Genomic DNA, 19,137 nt, shown 5'->3' on the forward strand with positions numbered 1-19,137 from the left:
TCATGAATCGAGATCTGGCGTCGGTCACCCCGCAGGTCGAGCGGGCGCTCGACGGTGTGCAGCGCCTCGGGGTCGCCTACTCCGGCGGCGTCGACTCCTCGCTGCTGCTCGCACTGGCCGTACGCGCGCTCGGCCCCGACCGGGTCGTCGCCGTCCTCGGTGTCTCGCCGTCGCTGGCCGCCGACGAACGTGCCGGCGCCCATGATGTCGCCGCCGCGATCGGCGTCCCCGTCGTGGAGATCGTCACGCACGAGGGTGACGACCCGGCGTACCGGGCCAACGGCCCCGACCGGTGCTACCACTGCAAGAACGAGCTCTTCACCCGGATCGGGAGCGACGTCGTCGCGGCGTACCGTCTCACGGCCGTCGCGTACGGCGAGAACGCCGACGACACCCGTCGTCCCGACCGGCCGGGCGCGTTGGCGGCGACCCAGCACGGCGTGCTGCGACCGCTCGCGGACCTCGGACTCACCAAGGACGACGTGAGATCGCTCGCCCGTGAGCTCGGACTGCCGAACGCCGACAAACCGGCCGCACCCTGCCTGGCGTCCCGCATCCCGCACTTCACGCCCGTCGACCCAGAGAGGCTGGCCCAGGTCGAGGCGGTCGAGCACGCGCTGCGGGAGCTCGGCTTCGCCGACTGCCGGGTGCGTCACCACGGGGAGGTCGCGCGCGTCGAGGTGACCGTCGACGATCTGACCCGCGCGGCCACGTCACCGCTGCGCGAACAGCTGGTCGCCGCCGGGCGGCGGGCCGGATTCGACTTCGTGGCGCTCGACCTCGTGGGGATCCAGTCCGGCGCCTTCAGCCTGCCCCTCGTGGCGGTGAACGGTGGCTGAGCCGGATCCCCTGGAGGGGGTGGCCGAGCTCGACCTGCAGCGGGCGGCGCGCCGGGGCTACCCCGAGGCGGTCTACTGCGAGGGCAAGAGTCCGGACCAGGTGCGCGCGATCGCCCAGGCGTTACGGGATGCCGACCCGAGCGAAAAGCCCTCCGGCGCAACGCTGTTCACCCGGTGCTCGGATGACCACCTGGACGTTCTGGCGGACGTCTTCTCCGATGCGGCGATCGACGAGACCGCCCGTCTCGTCGCGTGGCCGCCGGAGCCTCCGGTGCCGGTCGGTGGCCCGGTCGTCGTGGTGTGTGCTGGCACCTCGGATCTGCCGGTGGCGCGCGAAGCGGTGCTGACCGCCACCTACCTCGGACGGCACTGCGAACTCGTCGTCGACGTCGGGGTCGCCGGGTTGCACCGGATCCTCGCGCGGCTGCCGGTGCTGCGGGCCGCGCGGGTCATCGTGGTCGTGGCAGGCATGGACGGTGCCCTGCCGAGCGTGGTCGCCGGCCTGGTGTCGGCGCCTGTCGTGGCCGTGCCGACCTCTGTCGGGTACGGCGCGGCGTTCGGCGGTCTCGCACCGCTGCTGACCATGCTCAACGCCTGCGCTCCTGGAGTCGCCGTCGTCAACATCGACAACGGGTACGGCGCCGGCCACCTGGCCGCGCAGATCGCCGCGCCCGCGGACTGACTCGCGGGCCGGCCCTACCGGTCAGGAATCGGTCGGCGGCAGCAGCGCACCTGTGTGCAGGCCGTGCGCCGCCGCGGCAGCGGCGGCATCGTCGAGCAGTTGGCGGACGCTCACGTTCGCGCCGCGCGCGGCGGCCGCTGCGTCCTCGAACTCGGGTGTCGCATGCAGGATCCGTCCGGCGGCGTCCAGCGACACCTTGATCCGGACGGGTCGGCCGTGCACCTCAACGGTCCGCCAGTCCCGTTGCAGCGCAACGCGATCGACGGCGTACGACCGGCTCCCGAAAGTGCTGGTGAGCGAGTGGACGAGGTCTTGCAGGCGCGGTCGGTCGCCGACGGAGCACAGGACGGACAGCGTGTGTGCCGGGCGTCCCTTCTTCATCAGGATCGGGGTGAGCCACGCGTCCGCGGCACCGGCGTCGACGAGCTCGGTGAGGACCGTCGGCCACACTCGCGGGTCGAGGTCGTCGACGTTCGCCTCGAGCACCCACAGCTCCTCGGTGACCGCCTGCCCGGTCACCGCGGTGCGCTCACCGATGCAGACGCGTACGACGTTGGCCCGCCCGGGGATGTCCCGCGTGCCGGCGCCGACACCCACCGTCAGCACTCGCATCGGGGGGAGGGGTTCGCAGGTCGCCGCCAGGGCTCGCACAATTGCGACGCCGGTCGGGGTGGCCAGCTCTCCGGTGCCGCCCGCGAGCAGCTCCCATCCGGTCCCGAGCTCGAGCACCGCGGGCACGGGCACGGGCAGGTCGCCGTGCGCGCCCGTCACCCGGCCCGATCCCACCGCGATCGGGCCTGCGCTGACGGACCGCACCTCGTGCCAGTGCAGGGCCGCGCAGACACCGACCACATCGGCGATCGAGTCCCAGGCGCCGACCTCGTGGAAGTGCACCTGCGCGGGATCCACCCCGTGGACCCGCCCCTCGGCGGCCGCCAACGTCTCGAAGACCCGCTGCGCCGACGCCGCGACGGCCGGATGGAGGGGTGCCTCGGCGATGAGTTCCCGGATGTCGCACCACCGGCGGTGCGGCTGATCGGCGGCGATGGGTGCGACGTCGATCTTTGTGCCGCGTTGCCCCGCCCGGGTCACCTCGTGCGCGGTCACCCGGACCGTGCCCGGTACGACGGCGTCCACCGCGTCCTGGACCGCGGACAGGGGGGCTCCGGTGTCGACGAGGGCGCCGAGCAGCATGTCGCCCGCGATACCGGCTCCGGCATCGATCCACGCGTGCCGTTCGGGCTCAGCCACGCCGCAAAGCTACCGTCGGCGTCCGGCTGCGGGTCGCCCCGGCACATTCGCCGACTGCGGGATTCGCGCCTGGCGCCATCTGCCGACTGCGCGATTCGCGTGCCATACGCGGCGCAGGTGTCACATCCGTATCGCGACATACGCAGTCGGCCGGTGGGGTCCGCCGGCGGGTGTGGATAACCCATGAAATCCCCACCGCGTGGAGGGGGATGTGGATAACTCTTGAACGAATGATTAATATTCGCAGCGGTATTGGCGAGATTCACCCTTGTGTCTTTGTTCGAACACGCGTATGATTCAACGTATAAGGACGATCTGGAAACCGACAGCCCGAGGAGGGGCCATGGCGCAGTCGACGAGCGACCTGCAGGCACCCGCCGCGCCGGGCACGGGTGCCCGGTTGATGGGTCTGCTGGGCGAGTTCAAGACCGCGTTGGATGAGTGGCCCGGTGCGTTGTATCAACTGGGTGAGACCGAGCTGGGCGAGGTCGTCGGGTCGATGCTGCAGATCGGGACACGGGGAGAGAACGTTGCCGCCCTGGCCACCGCGGACGCCCTCGGTCGGGGAACGGTCGCGAACTCCACCGCGACCGGTGCGCCCGCGTGGGTGGCCCGCCAGGCTGCCGGTGTGGAACCGGGCGTCGTACGCCGGGTCGGTGCCGTGGGTGTGGACTGCGCCGATCCACGTAACCGGGTCGTGGCCGATGCCTTGGCGACCGGGTCCGCGAGCGTGCCGGTGGCGGCGGCCGCGTTGCGGGAAGTGCCCCGGATCCTGCCCCAGCTGCCCTGCGCGGACCGGGACGACCTGCTGGGTCGGTACCTGTCGCTGTCGGATCACGGTTGGCGGACTCTGCGGGAGCTGAGCACCCGGATCCTGGGCGAGTACGCCCCCGAACGCCTCGTCCGGGACGAGGAACGCCAGCAGGAGTGCGAGTCGGTGTACTGGGCCGAGCTGGCCTCCGGACTGACCCGGTTCGTCGCCGAACTCTCCGGTGGCCACGCCGGCGTCGTCAAACACGCCCTGCGAGCCTTGTCCGCACCGGCACCACGAGCCTGCCCCGCCGACACCCCGAGCGCACCCGACGGCCCGTCGGATGCGGGTCCCCTGCTGGAAACCGAGACCGATACGCCCGAGCGGGATACCCGCACTCCGGCCAAGCGCCGCGCGGACGCGCTGGTGCGGCTGGTCGACACCGCGGCAGGTGTTCTGGACAGCACGACGCAGCGGCCGGTCGGGGAGTTCGGTGGGACCGCGAAGATCCTGGTCACCATGGACTACTCGACCTTGTACGAAGGGCTTCGCGACGCTGGCCGGCTCGAACTCGGTTCACCAGACAGCGGATCCGCACCGACGTACCTGCCCGGCATCGGACGCACCACCGACGGGGATTACCTCGACGGGGGCACGCTGAGGCGGCTCGCGTGCGATGCGGACCTGATCCCGACCGTCCTCGGCACAGACTCTGAACCGCTGGACGTCGGCCGTGCCAAACGCCTCTTCACCGGCGGATTACGGACCGCGATCATCCACCGAGATCAGCACTGCAGCTTCCCCGGATGTGATCGACCACCGGACTGGTGCGACGCTCACCATGTGACGCCCTGGTGGGCCGGCGGCGAAACCACCCTGACCAACGCCGCACTGCTCTGCGCACGCCACCACACCATCGTCCACCGCGACCTGCTCACCGCCCAGGTCACCACCACCGGTGTCACCTGGGACCTCACGCCAGGACTCATGCCCACCAGGCCCGGGCAGAACCCAGCAGCATGACCGGCGTGGGCTGCCTGAGTGGGCCCTCCGGGGCTCGAACCCGGAACCTACGGATTAAAAGTCCGCAGCTCTACCAATTGAGCTAAAGGCCCGTGCGCGTGCAGCGCCCCGACAGCGTAGTTGCACGCCTTCGCCGCCGCGAAAACGCCGTACAGACGAGTGCCGGAGGGGCCCCCGAAGCGCACAACGCCCTGCGCGGTGCGTGCAGCGCTTACTCATCGAGCTTTCAGGCGAGCGAGCGAGCATATGAGGCGCGCGATGCTGCGCCTAAGGAGACGGGGATCTTCAGATGTTCGAACCGAACAGCGCGGTGCTCGTGGTGCTGCTGTGGGTGCTCAGCGCCGCGGCCATCGTGGCCGTCGCTCTGGTGTGGCCGCTGCTCGCGGCGCGTCGGCCGACGATGGTGCTCGGGCGGCTCGCCACCCAGGTGGGCGCGTCGGCACTGGCCGTGCTGGCCGTCGCCGCGACCCTGAACCAGCAGAACGGCTGGTACGCCAGCTGGTCCGACCTCGCCCGCGACATCAGCGGCACGCCACCGGCGGTGCAACGCGAGGCGTTGAAGGGCAACCTGCAGTCGGCGCAGTACAACGGGCGCGAGGCGGCGGCCGCCAACCTGCGTGCGCAACGGTTGTTCGGTGCGGAGCGGGCCGTGTTCGCTCGCAACGCGAAGCTGCGCATCAGCTCCGTCCCGCACGGCCAGTGGGTGCACGTCGTCATCCCCGGGCTCGGCCGGGCCGCGGGCCGCGGGGCCGGCAAGGCCATGGTCTGGCTGCCGCCCGCGTACGTCGACGGCCCGCAGCAGGCGACGTACCCGGTCATCGAGGCGTACGCCGGCGTCCCCGGCAGCCCCGCGGACTACTCCAAGCGGATGGGCCTGCAGAACATCATCGTGCACGCCCACCAGGCCGCCGGCCTCGTCGAGCCGGTCGTGGTCGTCCCCGACTACACGCCGTCGGGCATCGACACCGAGTGCACCAACAGCGGTGGCATCGCGATGGAGACCTGGCTCACCAAGACCGTCCCCGCGTGGACGGTGCGACACCTGCGGGTACGCCCCGACAAGGCGTCGTGGGCCGTGATGGGGTTCAGCGCGGGCGGCTTCTGCGCGGAGGTGAGCGCGTTCCTGCACCCGCAGCAGTACGGCGCGGCGCTGCTCTTCGGCACCTACAACAACCCCGACTGGGGCAACTGGCTGCCGTACGGCCGTCGTAACGCATGGCCCGCGCGCTACTCCATGCTCAGCGTCGTACGACGCCAGCCGCCTCCCGTCGACGTGTGGGTCGAGGTCTCCGAGGGCGACCGGTTCGCCGGGCCGCCGAGCGAGAACCTGATCCGCGCGACGCACGGGCGGATGTCGGTCACCGCCGTCTATCTCGCGCAGGCCGGTCACCGGTTCGATGTGTGGCAGGCGGTGATGCCACGGGCGCTGGAGTGGCTGGCGCACGCCGAACCGGGCTTCCGCGGCAGCACCAGCGATCAGATTGCGCTGGGTGCGGCCCGCGCCCGGGCTGGCGACCGTCTGGTGCTGCGCGCTCGCGAGCAGCGCACCCGCCCCGCCTGACCCGCGCCGCGCCGGTGGTCCGCGCGCCGGCGCGGGTAGGGGAAACTTGGAGGCGATGAACCTCCTCGACGCCCTTCCACCCGACGCCGGGCCCGACGAGGTCTATGCCACCTTCACCACGTGGACGGCACAGCAGGGGCTGACGCTCTACCCGCACCAGGACGAAGCCGTCGTCGAGATCCTGGCCGGCGCCAACCTGATCCTGTCCACACCCACCGGCTCCGGGAAGTCCCTGGTCGCCACGGGCGCCCTGCTCGCCGCGCTCGCCGACGACCGGGTCTCGTTCTACACCGCACCCATCAAGGCGTTGGTCTCGGAGAAGTTCTTCGCGCTCTGCGAGGTCTTCGGCGCCGATCAGGTCGGGATGCTCACCGGCGACGCGTCGGTCAACGGCGACGCCCCGATCATCTGCTGCACCGCCGAGATCCTCGCCAACATCGCGTTGCGCGAAGGGGCGAAGGCGGACGTCGGGATGGTCGTGATGGACGAGTTCCACTTCTACTCCGAGCCCGAACGCGGGTGGGCCTGGCAGGTGCCGCTGCTGGAACTGCCGCAGGCGCAGTTCGTCCTGATGTCGGCGACGTTGGGTGACGTCGGACTCTTCGAGCGGGAGCTGACCGCGCGTACCGGAAGGTCCACCGCCGTCGTGACCGGCGTGGACCGCCCGGTGCCGCTGTCCTTCTCCTGGGCGATAACACCGATCCACGAGACGATCGAGGAGCTGCTCAGCACCCACCAGGCGCCGGTCTACGTCGTGCACTTCACCCAGGCGTCGGCGCTCGAACGGGCCCAGGCGCTGCTCAGCATCACCATCGCGAGCAAGGCCGACAAGGAGCGCATCGCCGAGGCGATCGTCAACTTCCCCTTCTCCGCCGGTTTCGGCAAGACGCTGAACAAGCTGGTGCGCAACGGGATCGGCGTACATCACGCCGGGATGCTGCCGAAGTACCGCCGCCTGGTCGAGACGCTCGCCCAGGCGGGTCTGCTGCAGGTCATCTGCGGCACCGACACTCTCGGGGTCGGGATCAACGTGCCGATCCGCACCGTGCTCTTCACCGGTCTCACCAAGTACGACGGCACGCGCCAGCGGGTGCTCAAGGCGCGGGAGTTCCACCAGATCGCCGGTCGCGCAGGCCGTGCCGGTTTCGACACCAGCGGGTCGGTCGTCGTGCAGGCGCCGGAGCACGCGGTGGAGAACGCACGGTTGGTCGCGAAGGCCGGCGACGACCCCAAGAAGCTGCGCAGGGTGCAGCGCAAGAAGCCGCCGGAAGGCTTCGTCAACTGGACCGAGGAGACCTTCGACCGGCTCGTCGGCGCCGAGCCCGAGGCCCTGCAGTCCCGAATGCGGGTGACCCACTCCATGCTGCTCAACGTCATCGCGCGCGACGGCGATCCGTTCCAGGGCCTGCGTCGATTGATGCGGGAGAACCACGAGGACCCGCGTCGACGGGCACGTCTGTCCCGCAAGGCGATCGACCTCTACCGGGAACTGCTCGCGGCGGGCGTCGTCGAACGGCTCGACACCCCCGAGGTCGACGGGCGCGGGGTGCGCCTCACCATCGATCTGCAGGACAACTTCGCGCTCAACCAGCCGATGGCGCCGTTCGCACTCGCCGCGCTGGAACTGCTCGACCCCGAGTCCGACGAGTACGCGCTCGACGCGGTGTCGGTGATCGAGGCCGTGCTGGAGGATCCCCGACCGATCCTGATGGGGCAGCGTTTCCGTGCCCGGGGTGAGGCCGTGGCCCGGATGAAGGCCGAGGGGATCGAGTACGACGAGCGGATGGAGCTGCTGGAGGAGGTCACCTGGCCGCAGCCACTGGCCGAGCTGCTCGACGCGGCGTTCGAGACCTATCGCAGCAACCAGCCCTGGGTCGGCGACAACGCGCTCTCGCCCAAGGCAGTGGTGCGCGAGATGTACTCGTACGCATGGTCGTTCGCGGACCTGGTGAAGCAGTACGAGCTCAGCAGGTCCGAGGGGATCGTGCTGCGCTACCTCACGGACGCCTACCGCACGCTGCGACAGACGGTGCCGGATTCTCGCAAGACGCCCGAGCTCGCCGACCTCATCGAGTGGCTCGGCGAGGTCATCCGACAAACCGACTCCAGCCTCATCGACGAGTGGGACCGGCTCAACGACCCCGCGGCGCAACTCCTCACCACGACCCCCGCACCGCCCCAGAAGCGGTCGATCACGAGCAACCCCCGCGCGTTCCGGGTGCAGATCCGCAACGCGATGTTCCGCCGGGTGCAGCTGGCCGCGCGCCGGGACATCGTCGCGCTCGCCGTCCTCGATCGGGACGCCGCCGCGGCGACCGAGCCGCCGACCGAGATCGTGATGGACGAGCGGGCGTGGGTCGAGGATCTCGCGGCGTACTTCGCCGACCATGACGAGATGGGTGACGGCTCGGCGGCGCGCGGGCCGGCATATCTGCAGATCCGAGAAGGTAAGGACGTCTGGGAAGTGCGCCAGGTCATCGACGACCCCGCCGGTGACCACGACTGGGGCATCGACGCCCAGCTGCCGATCGCCGCGTGCGACGATGCGGGCACCGCGGTCGTCGTGGTCCTCGGACTCAACCGCCTCGACCACTGACGTGGTCGAGGCAACGAGCGTGGCGTGGCAGGTGCGGGCAGCACCGAGCACTCCCCGCGGCATCGAACCGGAGGACATGTGAGCCAGACACCGACCGCCACCTACCGCCTGCAGCTGCACGCCGGCTTCACCTTCGCGGACGCGGCAGCCCAGACCGGGTACCTGCGCTCCCTCGGCGTCTCCCATCTCTATCTGTCGCCGATCCTGCAGGCGGCGGCCGGCTCCATGCACGGGTACGACGTCGTGGACCACTCGCGCATCAGCGCCGACCTGGGCGGCCTCGCCGGCTTCGAGGCACTGGTCGCAGCGGCGCACGCGGACGACCTGGGCATCGTGGTCGACGTCGTGCCCAACCACATGTCGTTCGTGGCGCCGGAGAATGTGAACCACCCGGTCTGGGAGCTGCTGCGTGACGGGCGCGATGCGCCGACCGCGGAGTGGTTCGACGTGGACTGGAAGGCCGGCGGCGGGCGCCTCGGGCTGCCGATCCTCGGGTCGTCGCTGCAGGAGGTGCTCGACGCGGGGGAGATCACCCGCGACGAGCTCGACGGCGAGCCGGTGCTGCGCTACTTCGATCACGTCTTCCCGCTGGCGCTCGGCTCCGAGCACACCGAGGACCTCGCCGCCCTGCTCGACCGGCAGCACTACCGGCTGGCGAGCTGGCGGGAGAAGGATGAGGTGCTCAACTACCGCCGGTTCTTCGAGGTCGACGGACTGATCGCCGTGCGCGTGGAGCTCCAGGAGGTCTTCGACGCCACCCACGCGCTGCTGTTGGAGTTGCACCACCGCGGGCTCATCGACGGTTTCCGGATCGATCACCCCGACGGTCTCGCCGACCCGGTGGAGTACTTGGAGCGGCTCACGCGAGCGTGCCGTGGCGGCACCCCGATCTGGGTGGAGAAGATCCTCGAGGGGGACGAACGACTGCCGCGCAACTGGCAGTGCGCCGGCACGACCGGGTACGACGGCCTCCGCGTGCTGCAGGCCGCACTCACCGACCCCGTGGCCGCGCCCGTGATCGCGCAGGAGTGGGCTGCCACCGGCGGCGACGCCGACTTCGAGGAAGAGGTGCTGGCCGCCAAGCGTCAGGTCGTGGCGCAGTCGCTGGCGCCGGAGGTCGAACGGCTCATCCGTCGGGCCCGTGAGGCGCTGCCAGACCTGGACACCGAGCAGTTGCGCGAGGCGATCGTGGAGCTGCTGGTGGCCGGTGAGGTCTACCGCGCGTACGTGCGCCCGGAGCACCGGATGAGCAGGGTCGCGCGCGAGCGGCTGGCGGAGGCCTTCGGGCGCGCCATTGAGGCCCGGCCCGACCTCTCGGCCACGCTTGAGGCGCTCGTGCCGCTCACGGTGATGGCCGAGGACGACGACGCCGCAACGGATTTCGCGGTCCGGCTGCAGCAGACCTGGGGCCCGGTGATGGCCAAGGGCATCGAGGACACGACGTTCTACCGTTGGCACCGGCTCATCGCGCTCAACGAGGTCGGCAGCGACCCGACCGTGCTCGGCAACGCGTCACCGGCGTCCCTGCACGACTGGGCGGCGTGGCAGCAGGAGTACTGGCCGCACACGATGACCACCCTGTCGACTCATGACACGAAACGCAGCGAGGACACCCGCGCGCGCATCCTGGCCGTCGCCGGCGACCCGGCCGCGTGGTCCGAACTATCCCGGATCGCACGGGAACTCGCCGTCACGGCAGACGTCGACCTGCCCACGGCCCACCTGGTCTGGCAGACCCTGCTCGGCGTCGGCGACATCGGCGACGAGCGGCTCACCGGCTACCTGCAGAAGGCATTGCGGGAGGCCAAGGAGCACACCGCATGGGTCGACGGTGACGAGAAGTACGAGCGGCGCGTCATCGACTTCGCCACCACCGCGATGCGCGAGGGGCCGCTGCACGAGGCTCTGGACCGCGTGGTCGCCGCCAACAGCGGCGCGATCCGGGCGGTCACCCTGGGTGCGAAGCTGATCCAGCTGACGATGCCCGGGGTCCCCGACACCTATCAGGGGTGTGAGTCGGTGGACCTGTCGCTGGTCGATCCGGACAACCGGCGGCCCGTCGACTACGCCGCCCGCGCGCGGTCGCTGGGCGCGACGGATCGCTCGGATCTGGCCGTCGAGAAACTGCAGCTGGTCGCTGCCGTGCTCGCCGCGCGGCACCGCGAGCCGGCCGCGTTCGGTGGCGAATCGTCATACACGCCGGTGTTGTCCGACTCCGAGCACGTGGTCGGTTTCGTCCGCGCTCACGCACCGGGTCGGGTGTCCGGGGTGCTGCATCGTGGTCGCCGCGCGACGTTCGCGACGCTGGTGCTGCGGGCCCCCTCACGGTGGGATCGGGAGGGCGGTTTCACCGGTGAGACGGTGACCCTGGAGTCGGGCACCTGGACCGACCTGTTGAGCGGTCGGTCGTTCGACGTCGATGAACGCATCGCTGCGGCGGACCTTTTCGCCGGCACGCCCGTGTTGTTCCTGGAGAAGGTGGCCTGATGCAGGGCTTCGAGGTGTGGGCACCCACGGCCGAGCGCGTGGAGCTGGTGCTGGCGGACGAGACGGTGCCGATGACCCGCACCGGTGAGCGGTGGACCACCGACCGGCCCGCCGCTGCGGGGCAGCGGTACTCCTACCGGGTCGACGGCGCGGGTCCCTTCCCGGACCCGCGCTCGCGGTATCAACCCGAGGGTCCGGGCGAACCGTCCGAGATCGTCGACCCGTCGACGTTCTCGTGGACCGATCAGGCGTGGCTGGGAGCGTCCCTCGAGGCCGCGGTGATCTACGAGCTGCACATCGGCACCTTCACCCCCGACGGCACGCTCGACTCCGCGATCGAGCAGATCGACCACCTCGTCGACCTCGGTGTGACGCTGGTGGAGTTGATGCCGGTCGCGAGCTTCCCCGGCAATCGCGGCTGGGGGTACGACGGCGTGGACCTCTACGCGGTGCACGCGGCGTACGGCGGTCCGCAGGCGTTGGCACGGTTCGTTGACGCCTGCCACGCGCGTGGCCTCGGGGTGTGTCTGGACGTCGTCTACAACCACCTGGGGCCCAGCGGCAACTACCTGTCGGAGTTCGGTCCGTACTTCACCGACCGGCACCAGACGCCCTGGGGCTCTGCGGTCAACCTCGACGCCCCAGGAAGCAACGAGGTACGCCGCTTCATCATCGACAACGCGCTCATGTGGTTCCGTGACTACCACCTCGACGCTCTCCGGCTGGATGCCGTGCACGCCCTGGTGGACGAACGTGCGGTGCACGTCCTGGAGCAGCTCGCCACCGAAACCGACCAGCTGGCAACGCAGTCGGGCAGACCGCTCACGCTGATCGCCGAGTCGGACCGCAACGACCCGGCCACCGTCACGGCTCGAGGCGACGGGGGAGACGGTGGCCTCGGCCTGGCCGGTCAGTGGGCCGACGACGTGCACCACACCTTGCACGTGCTGCTGACCGGGGAGTCGCAGGGCTACTACGCCGACTTCACCGACCCCGGCGCCTTCGCCAAGATCGCCCGTACGCCGTTCTTCCACGACGGCACCTGGTCCAGCTTCCGGCAGCGCGACCACGGCCGGCCCGTCGTACCCGCGTTCACCCCGGGCTGGAAATTCGTGGCGTCGCTGCAGACCCACGATCAGGTCGGCAACCGGGCCACCGGTGAACGTCTCTCGCACCTGGTGGGCCGCAGCAGGCTGGCCGCGGGGGCGACCCTGCTGCTGACGCTGCCGTACACCCCGATGCTCTTCATGGGGGAGGAGTGGGGTGCCTCGACGAAGTGGGCGTACTTCACCGACCACCAGGAGCCCGAGTTGGCCAAGGCCGTGTCCGAGGGGCGGCGCAACGAGTTCGCCGAGCACGGGTGGGGCGATGCGGTGCCCGACCCGCAGGCCGCATCGACTGCCGAGGACTCCACGCTGCGGTGGGACGAGGTCGCGCGGCCGGATCACACCCGGTTGCTGGCCTGGTACCAGGAGCTCATCCGGTTGCGACGTGCGGTGCCCCACCTCGCCGATCCGACGCTCGGTGTGACCGACGTGCGCCGTGATGGGGACGTGCTGTCCTACCAACGTGGCGGTTATACAGTCGTCGTCAATCTGTCAGCTAATTGCGCGACCCATCCGTTCGGCGGTGACAGCGAGCTGCTCGCCTCGTGGGATGCAGAGTGCTGCGGTGGCGTGCTCACGCTCGAGCCGAACGGCTCGGCCATCTACGGACCCTCATCGAGGGAGTGAGACCTAGTGTCCGACAACGACTCTCGTCCACCACGCCGCCCGGCTCTGCGTTCGTCCGGGGAGCTGGAGGCGTACGCCGGGTCGAGTGACCCTGCCGAGCTGTCCGAGGCCGCGCACGAGACCGCGGCGGCACTGGTCGGGACCGGCCGAGCAGCGCACGATCCGCAGGTGACGGCCAAGCTCGTCAACCTGGTCGACGAGCTCGGCATCTCCACGCTCGCGGAATTGTGGGCCGACCGGCCCGCGACGAGTCTCCCCGGCGCGCTCTGGCGCCTCTACACGCTGCGCGAATGGGTACGCCGTGACCCGGTCGGTGCCGCACGCGACTACGAGGCCGGTCGCGGGAGCGCCGAGGTCGCCCACGCCGTGGCCGGGTCGGCGGAGCCCCCGACACCCGAGGCCGTCCAGCAGCTGACCGATCAGATCCTCGCCGGCGTCTTCGAGGGCGACCTCGCGGTCGCGCTCGAGCGCGCAGCGGCGTTCTGCCGGGTCGTCTCGGTCGGTCGCGCCCACCGGGTCGACGATGCGGACAGTGCGGCGTCCACGCAGACCACTCGCGCGGCTGCGCTGCTTACCACGGCGAGCGATCTGTCCCGCTGCGCCGCGCTCTGGCGGGCCGGCAAGCTCGACTGACGGCACGGCCGCCGTACGACGCTGACGGCGTTCCCGTTCGTTGACGGCGTTCGAACGCCGTCAACCGTCGCGAACGCCGTCAGGGTGCGGGTCGGTGGATCTTCCGGGTCAGTCGAACCGGTGGATGTCCGACGGCGGGCCCGGTCGGTCGAGGTGGATGACCTCCGGCGGGTTGCCCCACTCGTCCAGACCCAGCCGCGACATCGGTGCCAGCCCCTCGAAGGTGGGGTGGTCGCCGTCGAGGATGTCCGGATCGATGGCGAACGCCGTCACCCGACCGATGATCAGCGTGGAGTCGCCGAGCTGGAGCATCGTGTGCATCACGCACTCGATGGACGCCGGCGACGCCGCGACCCGCTGCGGCCGCACCGTGTCGCTGTCCTCCATCGTGAGGCCGAGCTCGGCGGCCTCGTCATCCGAGGGATCGAAGCGCGCCGAACTGTTGTTGACCGCGTGCTTGAGACGCTGCGTCGCGACGTTGACCACGAACTCACGGGTGTCGCGCACGTTGCGGACAGTGTCCTTCTCGCCGACCGAGGAGAAGGCGACCATCGGCGGATCCGCGCACACCACCGTGAAGAACGAATGCGGCGCCAGGTTGCCGACACCGTCGCCGGACACCGTCGACACCCAGGCGATGGGCCGCGGAACGACAAGCGAGTTGAGCAACGGATAGGGCTTCACGCCATCGTCGCCGGGGCGCATCACGGTTCGCATGCAGCCACCGTATGCGGCTGCCCTGGTGGGAGATCGGCCGGAGCCCGGATCGCTGCGCAGCGACGATCGATCGACCGAGCCCCCGGTGCGGAACATTCCGGCCGGTCGCCCCGTTAGGATCGGGTGTGCGTCGGGCCGCGGCAGCCCCGGGTCCCAAATAAAGCCGCTACGAGCGGCCACGCGCCGTGAGGCGCTCCCGGCCCGACGCGCACACTTCCTGGGCCAGCTGACCGCGTGCGTCGCTGTAGGGCGACCCGTCAGTCCCGGTGGTCGGTCGTCTTCAGCTTGACCTTGTGGGTGCCCTTGCAGGAGTTCTCGTGGTCCTTGGCGTCAGCCCGCGCCTTGTCCCGCGAGCGTCGCGCCCGGCCCCGCCACTCGCAGCTCTTGCAGAACCCGTAGGCGAAGCTGCCGTCGTCCTTGGTGGAACTGTCGGGCTCCGGAGCGGGCGTAGGGACGTCGGCTGAAGCCTTCTTCCGCTTCTTCTTGTCCTTGTCCTTCGCCACCCGGCAATTGTGCACGCCTGCTCAAGCCGGGCTGGGTCGGGCCTCGACATTGCTGCGCACGCCGAGGTGGGGGTTTTGCGTCTCCGGCCAGTGCTGCAGCCCTGGCCACGGACGCAAACCGCGCACCTCGCCGTACCCCACCCTGACGCCCGGGCGCCCACTGTCGCGCACGCATGCTGCGGTGCGGAGCGGCTTCGACGGTGCACTGGTCCTGAGATGCGCAGCTGTGCCTTCTCGGCTGAGCTTCGTCGCGCTCCGCTTCGGCCGCGTGCTCGCTTCGCTCGCCCGCAACCTCCGCTGCGCGCTCCTCAGCTCAGCCGAAGCGACCGGAGATGTAGTCCTCCGTCGCGCTCACCTCGGGGTTGTTGAAGATCTTCTGGGTGTCGTTCATCTCGATGAGGCGGCCCGGCTTGCCGGTGGCCGCGAGGTTGAAGAACGCCGTCTTGTCCGACACCCGCGATGCCTGCTGCATATTGTGGGTGACGATCACGATCGTGTAGCGGTCCTTCAGCTCGGTGACCAGGTCCTCGATGGCCAGCGTCGAGATGGGGTCCAGCGCCGAGCACGGCTCGTCCATCAGCAGCACCTGCGGCTCGACCGCGATGGCCCGCGCGATGCACAGCCGCTGCTGCTGACCACCGGACAGTCCGGCGCCGGGCTTGCCGAGGCGGTCCTTGACCTCGTTCCATAGGTTCGCGCCTCGCAGCGACTGCTCGGTCTTCTCCTCCAGCAGCTTCTTGCCCTTGACGCCGTTGAGGCGCAACCCGGCGGTCACGTTGTCCCGGATCGACATGGTGGGGAACGGGTTGGGGCGCTGGAAGACCATGCCGACGGTGCGCCGTACGCCGACCGCGTCCACTCCGGGCGCGTACAGATCCTGGTCGTCCAGCCGCACGGACCCCTCGACCCGGCCGCCGGGGATGACCTCGTGCATCCGGTTCAGCGTGCGCAGGAACGTTGACTTGCCGCAGCCCGACGGTCCGATGAAGGCCGTGATGGACCGCGGCTCGATCGTCATCGTGACGTCCTCCACCGCCTTGAAGTCGCCATAGAAGACGTTGAGGTCCTTGACGTCGATTCGCTTGCCCATGGGGTTGATTCAGTCGCTTTCGTCTAGACGGGTCAGCGCTTGACCCGGGTCAGTCGACCGATCAGCCGGCCGAGGAGGTTGATGGCGAGGACAAGCAGGATGAGGGTCAAGGCCCCACCCCAGACGCGGTCCGCGGATATCGGGCTGCTGATGTTCCCGGACTGGTTGTAGATCAGCGTCGGCAGGGACGCGATGCCCGCCGAGGCCGCCGGGTTGTAGGTCAGGTACTGGAAGTACGTCGTGAGGAACAGCCAGGGCGCGGTCTCGCCCAGCACGCGGGCCAGCCCGAGCAGCGCACCGGTGATGATGCCGGAGATGGCAGTGGGGAGCACGACCCGCACCACGGTCTTCCACTTCGGCACGCCGAGGGCATACGACGCCTCACGCAACTCGTTCGGTACGAGCTTCAGCATCTCCTCGGTGGACCGGGTGACGACCGGGATCATCAGCATCGTCAACGCCAGGGCTACGCAGATCGGCACCAGTTGCTGCTGCAACGTGGTCACCCAGACGGCGAACACGAAGAGCGCGGCGACGATCGAGGGGATGCCGCTCAGGATGTCGACCATGAAGCTGACCACCCGTGCGATGCGGGCATTGGTGCGCCCGCCGCTGCGGCCGTACTCCACGAGATAGATCGCCGTCATCACGGCGATCGGGATCGCGATCAACGAGGTGATCAGGCCGATCTCGACGGTGCCGACAATCGCGTGTCGGGCGCCGCGGATGTTGGTGTCGAAGCCGGGAGGGAGCGCCCCGGACTGGTCCTTCTGCCACCACGTCATGGACGCGACCGAGTGCCAGCCCTTCGACACCACGATCCACAAGATCCAGACCAGCGGGATGAGGGCGATGAGGAAGGCCAGCCACACAAGGACGGTCGCCGCGTTGTTGCGCAACGCCCGCCCGCCGGAGCGACCGGTGTCGAGGTCGGGGAGGGCTTCGTCGACGGCAGGGGCCGGTGCGGCGCTGCTGCCCTGGTTCGTGGTGCTCACTCAGAGAACTCCCTACGGCGCTCGACGATCACTCGGGCGATCGCGTTGACGATGAACGTCAGGATGAACAGCACCAGTCCGGCGGCGATGAGGGCTCCCATCGCGTCGGCGTTGTTCTGGTTCTCCGGGGCGTCGCCGGCGATCTGAGAGGCGAAGGTCGCTCCGCCGTTCATCAGGGATGCTGTGAAGCGCTGTCCGCCCGGCAGCGCCGTGAGGATGAACAGCACGGCGACGGTCTCGCCGAGAGCCCGTCCGAGACCGAGCATGGAGGCGCTGATCACTCCCGGCCGACCGAACGGGAGCACCGCGGTGCGAATCATCTCCCAGCGGGTGGCGCCCAACGCGAGAGCGCCCTCCTTGTGCGTCACCGGGGTCTGGGCGAACACCTCGCGCGACAGCGCGGTGATGATCGGCAGGATCATCACCGCCAGTACGACGCTGACCATGAGGATCGTGGCGCCGCCCGTCACGCCTGGTACTGCCTTGAAGAGCGGGATCCAACCCAGCCAGTCCTGCAGGAAGTTCTGCACATGGGTGAACTTGGGGGCCACGACGTAGATGCCCCAGATGCCGTAGACGATCGAGGGCACGGCGGCCAGCAGGTCGATCAGGACAGCTCCGATGCGGGAGAGCCACGCCGGTGCGTAGTGCGTGAGGAAGAGCGCGATGCCCACGGAGAACGGCACGGCGAGCAGCAGCGCGACGACGGAGGAGACGACCGTCGTCCAGAGCAACTGGGCGATCCCGAAGCGCTGGCCCGCGGCGTTCCACTCGCGGGAGGTCAGGAAGTTGATCTGGTCCTTGCCGATGGCCGGGATCGCCTGCGCCAAGAGGAAGATCCCGACGAGCGCGACCACGACGACCACGAGGAGCCCGGCACCCATGGCCAGACCGCCGAAGACCCGATCACCCGTCGTACCGGTCGAGGCTCCAGCACCCGGATCCGGACCGTCGGACGGATCGGACAGTCCGTCGCCGACGGAGACTCCGGTGATCGATGACATGAGTTCCTCGGAAGGCGTGGGAGGGAGAGGGCCGGTTCGGGCTCCGCAAGACTCCCAGAGTCTCGCGGAGCCCGAGGTCGATCAACTGATGGCGTTGACCGCGGTCACGACCTTGGCCTGGATGGCCGAGGGCAGCGGAGCTGACCCGACCGTGGACAGCTTGCCCTGGAACTCCGGGGAGACCAAGTAGGACAGGAACGACTTCACGCCCTTGCCGGTGGTCGCATCCGCGTACTTGCTGCAGACGATCTCATAGGTCACCAGGACGATCGGGTAGGTCCCGGCGGCCTTGGTGGCGTAGTCGAGCTTCAGCTTCAGGTCGTTGCCGGTGCCGGCGATCTTCGCGGCCTCGGCGGCCTTGCTGGCAGTCGCAGCGGTCAGCGCGACGGCGCCGCCACCGTTGTCGACCTGGGCCATCGTCAGGTTGTTGGTGATCGCGTAGGACCACTCGACGTAGGTGATCCCACCGTCGGTCGCCTTGACGGCGGAGCCGACGCCCGCGCTCTTGGGCTTGCCCTGGCCGACCTTGCCGGCCCACGCCTTGGCGTGCTTGGCGGTCCAGTCGGTCGGGTCGGTGGTGTTCATGTAGTTGGTGAAGTTGTCCGTGGTGCCCGAGGAGTCAGAGCGGAAGAACACGGAGATCTTGGTGCTCGGCAGCTTCACACCCTTGTTCGCGGCCGCGATCGCCGGGTCGTTCCAGGCGGTGATCTTGCCGCTGAAGATCTTGGCGATCAGGGTCGACGTCAGCGTCAGCTTGCCGACACCCTTGAGGTTGTAGGCGACCGCGATCGGGCCGACGACCATCGGCAGGTCCCAGGCCGGGGATGCGCACGCGGCGGCGGCCTTGGCCGGCTCGCCCTTCTCGGAGTTCAGCGCGGAGTCCGAACCGGCCCAGCCGACCTGCTTGGCGAGGAATGCGGTGACGCCCTGGCCCGAGGAGGTGGGGGCGTAGTTCACCTTGGCGCCGGAGCACTTGCTGGCGAAGTCGGTGGTCGCGAGCTGCATGGCGTTGCCCTGGGCGGTCGAGCCCTGGCCGCTGAGGCTGCCGCTGAAGCAGCTGCTGTCAGCAGTCTTGGTGCCGGCCGCGACGCTCGAGCTGGAGGACGAGCCGGAGCCGGAGGCGGAGCCAGAGCCGGTCGAGCCGGTGTTGGAGGAGCTACCGCAGGCGGACAGGGCGAGGGCTGCGGCAACGGCGACACCGCTGGCGCGGCCGATGGACGTGATCTTCACTTCGTGGGACCTCTCGGGTCAGGCGACATAAACACGAACGAC

Annotated in this window: 15 protein-coding genes and 1 tRNA gene; 8 read left to right on the plus strand and 8 right to left on the minus strand. The window is 69.6% G+C overall.

Annotated features, from left to right (window positions below; genetic code table 11):
* Positions 1–2 precede the first annotated feature (2 nt).
* Entirely contained in the window at positions 3–839 is an 837-nt protein-coding gene (gene larE, locus J4030_RS01545; protein ID WP_208047442.1) for an ATP-dependent sacrificial sulfur transferase LarE, read from the plus strand.
* Complete coding sequence (larB, locus tag J4030_RS01550) at positions 832–1,521, plus strand: nickel pincer cofactor biosynthesis protein LarB (RefSeq protein WP_208047443.1); 690 nt, start codon at positions 832–834, stop codon at positions 1,519–1,521. Before larE ends, larB begins: the two co-directional genes overlap by 8 nt.
* A 21-nt stretch (positions 1,522–1,542) precedes the next feature.
* Here the strand turns inward: larB and larC are convergent, their stop codons facing one another.
* Complete coding sequence (larC, locus tag J4030_RS01555) at positions 1,543–2,772, minus strand: nickel pincer cofactor biosynthesis protein LarC (protein WP_307864511.1); 1,230 nt, start codon at positions 2,770–2,772, stop codon at positions 1,543–1,545.
* Positions 2,773–3,115: 343 nt separating this feature from the next.
* Between larC and J4030_RS01560 the strand changes: the two genes are divergently transcribed.
* Positions 3,116–4,546, plus strand: coding sequence for an HNH endonuclease signature motif containing protein (locus tag J4030_RS01560; RefSeq protein ID WP_208047444.1), 1,431 nt, complete (start codon positions 3,116–3,118; stop codon positions 4,544–4,546).
* 19 nt (positions 4,547–4,565) lie between these two features.
* On the opposite strand, the gene J4030_RS01565 is transcribed toward J4030_RS01560, so the two are convergent.
* Positions 4,566–4,638, minus strand: a tRNA-Lys gene (locus J4030_RS01565).
* Positions 4,639–4,835: 197 nt separating this feature from the next.
* Between J4030_RS01565 and J4030_RS01570 the strand changes: the two genes are divergently transcribed.
* The 5 genes from J4030_RS01570 (at position 4,836) to J4030_RS01590 (ending at position 13,556) form a co-directional block, all read left to right on the plus strand.
* On the plus strand, positions 4,836–6,107 hold the full coding sequence (locus tag J4030_RS01570) for an esterase family protein (protein WP_208047445.1): 1,272 nt from the start codon (positions 4,836–4,838) through the stop codon (positions 6,105–6,107).
* 55 nt (positions 6,108–6,162) lie between these two features.
* A complete protein-coding gene (locus J4030_RS01575; RefSeq protein WP_208047446.1) occupies positions 6,163–8,703 on the plus strand; it encodes an RNA helicase in 2,541 nt (846 codons plus the stop codon).
* A gap of 78 nt (positions 8,704–8,781) precedes the next feature.
* A complete protein-coding gene (gene treY, locus J4030_RS01580) occupies positions 8,782–11,190 on the plus strand; it encodes a malto-oligosyltrehalose synthase (RefSeq protein ID WP_208047447.1) in 2,409 nt (802 codons plus the stop codon).
* Positions 11,190–12,923 (plus strand): malto-oligosyltrehalose trehalohydrolase, encoded by a 1,734-nt coding sequence (treZ, locus tag J4030_RS01585; protein ID WP_243762725.1) that lies wholly within the window; start codon positions 11,190–11,192, stop codon positions 12,921–12,923. The genes treY and treZ overlap by 1 nt, the downstream gene beginning before the upstream one ends.
* Before the next feature lie 6 nt (positions 12,924–12,929).
* Positions 12,930–13,556 carry a hypothetical protein gene (locus J4030_RS01590; protein ID WP_208047448.1) on the plus strand — a complete coding sequence of 209 codons (627 nt, stop codon included), beginning with the start codon at positions 12,930–12,932 and terminating at the stop codon, positions 13,554–13,556.
* Between the two features lie 108 nt (positions 13,557–13,664).
* Here J4030_RS01590 and J4030_RS01595 read toward each other — a convergent pair whose 3' ends face one another.
* From J4030_RS01595 to pstS, 6 genes are all read right to left on the minus strand, one after another.
* Positions 13,665–14,273, minus strand: a complete 609-nt coding sequence (locus J4030_RS01595; protein WP_208047449.1) for a flavin reductase family protein — start codon at positions 14,271–14,273, stop codon at positions 13,665–13,667.
* 257 nt (positions 14,274–14,530) lie between these two features.
* Positions 14,531–14,776: a hypothetical protein gene (locus J4030_RS01600; protein WP_208047450.1), complete on the minus strand. Its 246-nt coding sequence runs from the start codon at positions 14,774–14,776 to the stop codon at positions 14,531–14,533.
* Positions 14,777–15,089: 313 nt separating this feature from the next.
* Positions 15,090–15,866 (minus strand): phosphate ABC transporter ATP-binding protein PstB, encoded by a 777-nt coding sequence (gene pstB, locus J4030_RS01605; protein ID WP_208047451.1) that lies wholly within the window; start codon positions 15,864–15,866, stop codon positions 15,090–15,092.
* A 32-nt stretch (positions 15,867–15,898) separates the two neighbouring features.
* Positions 15,899–16,861 (minus strand): phosphate ABC transporter permease PstA, encoded by a 963-nt coding sequence (gene pstA / locus J4030_RS01610; RefSeq protein WP_208047452.1) that lies wholly within the window; start codon positions 16,859–16,861, stop codon positions 15,899–15,901.
* On the minus strand, positions 16,858–17,865 hold the full coding sequence (gene pstC / locus J4030_RS01615) for a phosphate ABC transporter permease subunit PstC (RefSeq protein WP_208047453.1): 1,008 nt from the start codon (positions 17,863–17,865) through the stop codon (positions 16,858–16,860). The genes pstA and pstC overlap by 4 nt, the downstream gene beginning before the upstream one ends.
* Before the next feature lie 81 nt (positions 17,866–17,946).
* Positions 17,947–19,095: a phosphate ABC transporter substrate-binding protein PstS gene (pstS, locus tag J4030_RS01620; RefSeq protein WP_208047454.1), complete on the minus strand. Its 1,149-nt coding sequence runs from the start codon at positions 19,093–19,095 to the stop codon at positions 17,947–17,949.
* Positions 19,096–19,137 lie beyond the last annotated feature (42 nt).

Source organism: Allobranchiibius sp. CTAmp26, assembly GCF_017565405.1.
GTDB lineage: Bacteria > Actinomycetota > Actinomycetes > Actinomycetales > Dermatophilaceae > Allobranchiibius.